Raw genomic sequence first — 9,129 nt, forward strand, 5'->3', positions numbered from 1 at the left:
TCGCTAATATAGCGGGCTTTTTTTGTGTTTCCTAATGAATTTTTCTATAATGCATGTAGAAAGAGGTGAGTTCATGTCAGAACATTATTATTCTCGCGAACAGAAGGTTGAAAGTAATCCGAAATATTGGAATTTCACTTTAAGAAATTATGATCTGAAGTTTAAAACGGATAACGGTGTTTTTTCTAAAGGTGAAGTAGACTTCGGTTCGAGGTTATTGGTGGAATCTTTCCGATTACCAGATATTGAAGGAGATTTGTTGGATGTTGGGTGTGGTTACGGACCGATCGGGTTATCTTTGGCCAAGGATACCGGGCGTCATATACATATGGTTGATGTTAACGAGCGAGCGTTATCGCTGGCAAAGGAAAATGCAGCTTTGAACAGTGTTTCGAATGTCTCGATTTATGAAAGTGATCGTCTAACGAATGTTGAGCATAGAGAGTTTGCGGCGATTTTAACGAATCCGCCGATTCGGGCAGGTAAAAAGACTGTGCATGATATTTTTGAACAAAGCTTTTCTCATTTGAAAGAGGGGGGAGAGCTTTGGGTGGTCATTCAAAAAAAGCAAGGAGCCCCTTCGGCAATTGAAAAATTAAGCGCACTTTTTGGCAATGTAGAGACGGTAGAAAAGAAAAAAGGATATTTTATTTTATGTGCAAAAAAATATTTGACTTGACATTTTGATTATGTTAGCATTATACAATGCCAACATAATATAAACTGGTACAATTACTAATTTCAACGATTTTTGTATAAAGTTGGTTTAGTAAGGAAAAACTAACAAAATAATAGTTCGTAATCTGAAAAATGTGGTTTTTGAGAAATAAAACCCTTTTTCTTTTTGTCTTACAAGATGAGGCCTCTTGGATTGTTTTAGCCAGTCAAGGCGTCTCCGTGATCTTATAAGACGGCAATAGATGCACTATAACGCTTGATTTGAGGGGTGAATCAGTTGACAGGTCAACTAGTTCAGTATGGACGACACCGTAAGCGGAGAAGTTACGCACGAATCAGTGAAGTATTAGAATTACCAAATCTAATTGAAATCCAAACCGCTTCATATCAATGGTTTTTGGATGAAGGATTGCGTGAAATGTTTCAGGATATTTCACCGATCGAAGACTTCACTGGTAATCTGTCTCTGGAGTTTATTGATTACAGCCTTGGCGATCCGAAATATTCCGTTGAGGAATCGAAAGAACGAGATGTTACATATTCAGCGCCATTGCGAGTAAAGGTTCGTCTTGTCAATAAAGAGACGGGCGAGGTTAAGGATCAGGATGTCTTTATGGGAGATTTCCCATTAATGACAGAAACTGGGACGTTTGTAATTAACGGGGCGGAACGTGTTATCGTTTCGCAATTAGTACGCTCACCAAGTGTGTACTATAGCGGAAAAGTAGACAAAAACGGTAAAAGAGGTTTTGGTGCTACTGTCATTCCGAACCGTGGTGCTTGGTTAGAGTATGAAACTGATGCCAAAGATGTAGTTTACGTAAGGATTGATCGTACGAGGAAATTGCCTGTTACGGTTCTTTTGCGTTCTCTTGGATTTGGCTCTGACCAAGAAATTTTAGATTTAATTGGAGAGAACGAGTATCTTCGTAACACTCTCGAAAAAGACAACACTGAAGGTACGGATAAAGCGTTACTTGAAATTTATGAACGCCTACGTCCAGGTGAGCCACCAACTGTAGAAAACGCGAAAAGTTTATTGGTTTCTAGATTTTTCGATCCGAAGCGCTATGATTTAGCGAATGTAGGTCGGTATAAAATCAATAAGAAGCTTCATATAAAGAATCGTTTGTTTAATCAGCGTCTAGCAGAAACGCTTGTCGACCCTGAAACAGGTGAAATAATCGCAGAAAAGGGAGTATTACTTGATCGTCGTACATTAGATCGTATTATTCCTTATTTAGAGAAAAATATTGGTTTCAAAACGATCAGCCCTGTTGGTGGTGTCGTGGAGAACGATGTTTTACTACAATCTATTAAAATTTATGCTCCAAATGAAGATGGAGAAAAAATTATCAATGTCATCGGAAATGCTTATGTTGAAGAAGCTGTGAAGAATATTTCTCCAGCAGATATTATTGCTTCTATTAGTTATTTCTTTAACTTGCTCTATGGAGTAGGAGATACAGATGATATCGATCATTTAGGAAATCGTCGTCTTCGTTCAGTTGGAGAGCTTTTACAAAACCAATTCCGTATTGGGTTATCCCGTATGGAACGTGTTGTGCGTGAAAGAATGTCTATTCAAGATACGAATACGATTACTCCGCAGCAATTGATCAATATTCGTCCTGTAATTGCTTCGATTAAAGAATTCTTTGGAAGCTCTCAGTTATCCCAGTTCATGGATCAAACGAATCCATTAGCAGAACTTACGCATAAGCGACGTCTTTCTGCATTAGGACCTGGTGGTTTAACCCGTGAACGCGCCGGGATGGAAGTGCGTGACGTTCACTACTCTCACTATGGTCGTATGTGTCCAATTGAAACGCCTGAAGGACCAAACATCGGTTTGATCAACTCCTTATCTTCATATGCGAAGGTTAATCGTTTTGGTTTCATTGAGACTCCATATCGTCGAGTTGATCCTGAAACAGGGAAAGTAACCAATCAAATTGATTACTTAACTGCGGATGAAGAGGATAACTATGTTGTCGCTCAGGCGAATGCTCGTTTAGGTGAGGATGGTTCATTCCTTGATGAAGATATTATCTCTCGTTTCCGCGGTGAAAATACGGTTACAAAGAGAGAACGTATCGATTATATGGATGTATCTCCTAAGCAGGTAGTATCTGCTGCAACAGCGTGTATTCCATTCTTAGAAAATGATGACTCGAACCGTGCCTTGATGGGTGCAAACATGCAGCGACAAGCTGTTCCTCTTATGCAACCAGAGGCTCCTCGTGTAGGTACAGGTATGGAGTATGTTTCTGGTAAGGATTCAGGTGCTGCTGTCATCTGTAAACATGAAGGAATTGTTGAGCATGTTGAAGCGCGCGAAGTATGGGTTCGTCGCATTTCTGTTGTAGATGGTCAAGAAGTAAAGGGCAACCTTGATAAATATCGGATGTTAAAATTTGTCCGCTCTAACCAAGGTACTTGCTATAATCAACGTCCAATCGTTGCAGTTGGAAATCGTGTAACAAAAGGAGAAATTCTTGCAGATGGTCCTTCTATGGAACTGGGAGAACTTGCTCTTGGACGAAATGTTCTAGTTGCATTCATGACATGGGATGGCTATAACTATGAGGATGCCATCATCATGAGTGAGCGTTTAGTTAAAGATGATGTCTATACTTCGATTCATATTGAAGAGTACGAATCAGAGTCTCGTGATACAAAATTAGGACCGGAAGAAATCACTCGTGATATTCCAAACGTCGGGGAAGATGCGCTAAGAAATCTTGATGAGCGCGGAATTATCCGCATCGGTGCGGAAGTAAAAGACGGAGATTTATTAGTCGGTAAAGTAACACCTAAAGGAGTAACAGAGCTTACTGCAGAAGAACGTTTATTACATGCGATCTTCGGCGAGAAAGCACGTGAAGTACGTGACACATCACTTCGTGTACCACACGGTGGTGGCGGTATCGTTCACGATGTGAAAGTCTTTAATCGTGAAGATGGCGACGAACTTCCTCCAGGTGTTAACCAGCTAGTTCGTGTGTATATCGTGCAAAAACGTAAAATCCACGAAGGCGATAAAATGGCTGGACGTCACGGTAACAAAGGGGTTATCTCTCGTATTTTACCAGAAGAAGATATGCCATATTTACCTGATGGTACGCCAGTTGATATCATGTTAAACCCATTAGGGGTTCCTTCTCGTATGAACATTGGTCAGGTGTTAGAGCTTCATTTAGGAATGGCTGCAAGACAGCTAGGTATCCATGTTGCTTCACCGGTATTCGATGGTGCACGCGAGGAAGACGTGTGGTCAACGATTGAAGAAGCAGGAATGGATCGCGATGCAAAAACGGTCCTTTACGATGGTCGCTCTGGAGAGCCGTTCGATAATCGTGTTTCTGTTGGGGTAATGTACATGATTAAGCTTGCGCACATGGTTGATGATAAGCTTCATGCTCGTTCAACAGGTCCTTACTCACTCGTTACTCAGCAACCACTTGGTGGTAAAGCACAGTTTGGTGGGCAAAGATTTGGGGAAATGGAAGTTTGGGCGTTAGAGGCCTATGGTGCTGCGTATACCCTACAAGAAATCTTAACAGTAAAATCCGATGACGTTGTTGGTCGTGTGAAAACATACGAAGCAATCGTCAAAGGGGAAAATGTTCCAGAACCAGGTGTCCCTGAATCATTCCGCGTATTAATGAAAGAACTTCAAAGCTTAGGAATGGATGTTAAAATCCTTTCAGGTGATGAAAAAGAAATTGAAATGCGTGATTTAGAAGATGATGAGGAACAGCAAGCAGAATCACTAACCGTCGCTCCTGTCACTGAAGAAACAGAATCCGAAAAAGTCGGGATCCAAGAATAACGTAATTGTACGAGTTTAAGAAATACATCCGTAACTCTTTTATCACAACTGTGAAAGGAAGAGTTGCGGAATTTGTAATCATAGATTAGCAAAAAGGGTAAAACCTGTAGATCAAAAGGGAGGTAGGCCCCTTGCTGGATGTCAATAATTTTGAGTATATGAAGATTGGTCTCGCTTCACCCGATAAAATTCGTTCTTGGTCTTTTGGTGAAGTAAAAAAACCAGAAACAATTAACTATCGTACATTAAAACCGGAAAAAGACGGTCTTTTCTGCGAGCGCATTTTCGGACCACAAAAAGACTGGGAATGTCATTGTGGTAAATACAAGCGTGTCCGTTATAAGGGTGTAGTTTGTGATCGTTGTGGTGTTGAAGTAACAAGAGCAAAAGTTCGTCGTGAACGCATGGGACACATCGAATTAGCAGCACCTGTATCACATATTTGGTACTTCAAAGGAATCCCGAGCAGAATGGGATTAATCCTTGACATGTCTCCACGTGCTTTAGAAGAAGTGATTTATTTTGCTTCTTACGTGGTTACTGAACCTGGTGACACTCCTCTTGAAAAGAAACAACTTTTATCTGAGAAGGAATACCGTGCATATCGTGATAAGTACGGAAATAAATTCCAAGCGTCTATGGGTGCAGAATCCATCAAAAGGCTTCTTACAGACATTGACCTCGATAAAGAAGTAGACTTTTTGAAAGAGGAATTAAAAACAGCTCAAGGACAACGTCGTACTCGAGCAATCAAAAGACTTGAAGTATTAGAAGCGTTCCGTAATTCAGGAAATGAGCCATCTTGGATGATTCTAGATGTGCTGCCAGTTATCCCACCGGAGCTTCGTCCGATGGTTCAATTAGATGGTGGACGTTTTGCTACATCCGATCTAAATGACCTATACCGTCGAGTGATTAATCGTAACAATCGTTTAAAGCGTCTATTAGATCTAGGAGCACCTAGCATCATTGTTCAAAATGAAAAGCGTATGCTTCAAGAGGCTGTGGATGCTTTAATTGATAATGGTCGTCGTGGTCGCCCAGTTACTGGACCAGGTAACCGTCCATTAAAGTCCCTTTCTCATATGCTTAAAGGGAAACAAGGGCGTTTCCGTCAAAACCTTCTTGGTAAGCGTGTTGACTATTCTGGACGTTCCGTTATCGTAGTTGGACCGAACTTGAAGATGTACCAATGCGGTTTGCCGAAGGAAATGGCGATCGAATTATTCAAGCCTTTCGTAATGAAGGAGCTTGTTGAAAAAGGATTAGCCCATAATATTAAATCAGCAAAACGTAAAATCGAGCGTTTATCACCAGAAATTTGGGATGTGCTTGAAGATGTTATTAAGGAGCATCCGGTTCTCTTGAACCGTGCCCCAACACTACACAGACTAGGTATTCAGGCTTTTGAACCAACTCTTGTAGAAGGTCGTGCAATCCGTCTTCATCCACTTGTATGTACGGCATACAATGCGGACTTTGACGGTGACCAAATGGCTGTACACGTTCCGTTATCTGCTGAAGCACAAGCAGAAGCAAGGCTTCTTATGCTAGCAGCTCAAAACATTCTAAACCCTAAGGATGGAAAGCCAGTTGTTACACCATCTCAGGATATGGTGCTTGGTAACTATTACCTTACTTTAGAACGTGAAAATGCAGTTGGTGAAGGAATGGTCTTTAAGGATACAAATGAAGCATTAATTGCTTACCAAAATGGTTATGTTCATCTACATACTCGTGTAGCTGTTCATGCAGGATCCTTAAATAACGAAACATTTACGGAAGAACAAAACCAAATGCTTCTTATTACAACCGTTGGGAAGCTCGTTTTCAATGAAATTTTACCTGAATCCTTCCCTTACATCAACGAACCTACAAAGAGTAATTTAGAGGAAGAAACTCCGAAGAAATACTTTGTAGAAAAGGGTGCAGATGTAAAAGAAATCATTAAAGGCTTGCCATTGGTAGACCCGTTCAAGAAGAAAATTCTTGGGAACATCATTGCGGAAGTATTTAAGAGATTTAAGATTACTGAGACATCTAAAATGCTTGATCGCATGAAGAATCTTGGTTTCCGATATTCTACTAAAGCGGGTATTACCGTTGGGGTAGCTGATATCGTTGTATTAAAAGAAAAGCGTGAAATTATCGAAGAAGCACAAGGAAAAGTAGATAACGTAATGAAGCAATTCAGACGTGGTCTAATTACGGAAGATGAGCGTTATGATCGCGTTATCTCCATCTGGAGTGCTGCGAAGGATAATATTCAAGCAAAACTAATGAAATCATTAGAGAAAACAAACCCAATCTTTATGATGAGTGACTCAGGTGCCCGTGGTAACGCATCGAACTTCACCCAGCTTGCTGGTATGCGTGGATTGATGGCGAACCCGGCTGGACGTATCATTGAGTTACCGATTATCTCTAGTTTCCGTGAAGGGTTAACCGTATTAGAGTACTTTATCTCTACACACGGTGCTCGTAAAGGACTTGCGGATACAGCACTTAAGACAGCTGACTCAGGTTACTTAACTCGTCGTCTTGTTGATGTAGCACAAGATGTCATCGTTCGTGATGATGATTGTGGTACTGATAGAGGATTGCTTGTTTCAGCGTTGCGTGATGGCACAGAAATCATCGAAGCATTAGATGAACGTTTGATTGGTCGATATGCAAGAAGAGCGATCAAACACCCTGAAACAAAAGAAGTGATTGTAGCTGAAAATGAGTTGATTACAGAGGATTTAGCTGCAGAAATCACGGAGCTGGGGATTGAAGAAGTTTGGATTCGTTCTGCCTTCACATGTAATACACGCCATGGCGTATGTAAAAAATGTTATGGTCGTAACCTTGCAACGGGTCAAGAGGTTGAAGTGGGTGAAGCAGTTGGTATTATTGCTGCTCAATCAATCGGTGAGCCAGGTACACAGTTAACAATGCGTACGTTCCACACAGGTGGGGTAGCAGGAGACGATATTACACAAGGTTTACCTCGTATCCAAGAAATTTTCGAAGCTCGTAATCCAAAAGGGCAAGCGGTCATTTCTGAACTTGATGGAGTTGTCGTTGGGATTAATGAAGGACGCGACCGTCAGCATGAAATCATTGTCCAAGGAGAACTCGAGTCTCGAACATATACAGCACCATATACAGCGCGCCTTAAAGTAGCAATCGATGACCACGTATTAAGAGGTCAAGAATTGACAGAAGGTTCTATTGATCCAAAAGAACTAATCAAGGTGAAAAACGTAGCAGCTGTTCAAGAATACTTACTAAAAGAAGTACAAAAGGTTTATCGTATGCAAGGGGTTGAGATTGGCGATAAGCACGTAGAAGTAATGGTCCGCCAAATGCTTCGTAAAATCCGTGTCGTCGATGCTGGAGAAACTGAAGTGTTACCAGGTTCACTGCTCGACATTCACCAATTTACCGATGCAAATGAGAAAGCCCTTCTTGAAGGCAAATTACCAGCAACTGGCCGTCCAGTATTGCTCGGAATTACAAAAGCGTCACTTGAAACGGATTCCTTCTTATCTGCCGCATCGTTCCAAGAAACAACACGTGTTCTTACAGATGCAGCGATTAAAGGAAAACGTGACGAGTTGCTCGGCTTAAAAGAAAATGTAATTATTGGTAAGCTTGTTCCAGCAGGTACAGGTATGCAGCGTTACCGCAAAGCAGAACCAGTTGCAGCGATCGAAGAATCAGATGATGTTGTAACGGTTGAGTAATTGATCAAAATAGATGCGGTACTTGCCAAAAGGTAAGTACCGCATTTTTAAACTAAGTTTGATTTTAGCAATGAGCATTTTGTAAGAATATGATAAAAAAATAACAACTATTATTGACATTGGTTTTATAAGGTGCTAATATAGCAAAGGTGCTCCTATTACCTGTTACTTTGGAGGATATGTTCTATGTCTTATGAAAAAGTATGGCAGGCAGAAAATTTCATAGTAGGAACAAAGCAGACGGTAAAAGCGCTGAGGAACGGAAACGTAAAAGAAGTACTAGTAGCGACAGATGCTGATCCACATGTGACAGCAACGGTTGTTCGTACAGCTAAAGAAACAAACACCCCGGTAACCTATGTTGATTCTATGAAATCACTAGGAAAAGCTTGCGGCATTGAAGTTGCTGCATCTACCGTTGCGATAACCCATTAAAAACTGTTTTTGTAGAACATCTGCAAGGACTTTGTTTTTTGTTTCAAAATGAACCACCTGGATGTGTGGGCTTAAATGAAAAAGTGAAGGGAGGAAACATAAATGCCTACTATTAACCAATTAGTGCGCAAGCCTCGTCAATCAAAAGAGGAAAAGTCAAAATCACCTGCGCTTAACAAAGGTTATAACAGCTTCAAAAAAGCACAAACTGATTTATCATCTCCACAAAAGCGCGGTGTTTGTACTCGTGTTGGTACAATGACTCCGAAGAAACCGAACTCAGCGTTACGTAAATACGCTCGTGTACGTTTAACAAACGGCATCGAGGTAACTGCATACATTCCTGGTATCGGACACAATCTACAAGAGCACAGCGTAGTATTAATCCGTGGCGGACGTGTAAAGGACTTACCAGGGGTACGTTACCACATCGTTCGTGGAGCATTAGAT

The 9,129-nt window shown here is 41.0% G+C and carries 5 protein-coding genes; all 5 read left to right on the plus strand.

The genetic code is table 11. The features are described 5' to 3' along the window. The first annotated feature begins 73 nt into the window (after window positions 1-73). Window positions 74-679 (plus strand): class I SAM-dependent methyltransferase, encoded by a 606-nt coding sequence (locus tag BMSHG_RS24345; RefSeq protein WP_019157077.1) that lies wholly within the window; start codon window positions 74-76, stop codon window positions 677-679. 276 nt (window positions 680-955) lie between these two features. Beyond that, the gene (rpoB, locus tag BMSHG_RS24350; RefSeq protein WP_019157078.1) at window positions 956-4,513 is read left to right on the plus strand and encodes a DNA-directed RNA polymerase subunit beta; all 3,558 of its coding nucleotides are present in this window, start codon (window positions 956-958) and stop codon (window positions 4,511-4,513) included. A 131-nt stretch (window positions 4,514-4,644) separates the two neighbouring features. After that, window positions 4,645-8,244, plus strand: coding sequence for a DNA-directed RNA polymerase subunit beta' (rpoC, locus tag BMSHG_RS24355; RefSeq protein WP_019157079.1), 3,600 nt, complete (start codon window positions 4,645-4,647; stop codon window positions 8,242-8,244). 186 nt (window positions 8,245-8,430) lie between these two features. After that, the gene (locus BMSHG_RS24360) at window positions 8,431-8,679 is read left to right on the plus strand and encodes a 50S ribosomal protein L7ae-like protein (protein ID WP_019157080.1); all 249 of its coding nucleotides are present in this window, start codon (window positions 8,431-8,433) and stop codon (window positions 8,677-8,679) included. A gap of 102 nt (window positions 8,680-8,781) precedes the next feature. Then, on the plus strand, window positions 8,782-9,129 hold a 348-nt coding region (gene rpsL, locus BMSHG_RS24365), incomplete at its 3' end, for a 30S ribosomal protein S12 (protein ID WP_019157081.1).

Source organism: Robertmurraya massiliosenegalensis JC6 (assembly GCF_000311725.1).
Taxonomy (GTDB): Bacteria; Bacillota; Bacilli; order Bacillales; family Cytobacillaceae; genus Robertmurraya; species Robertmurraya massiliosenegalensis.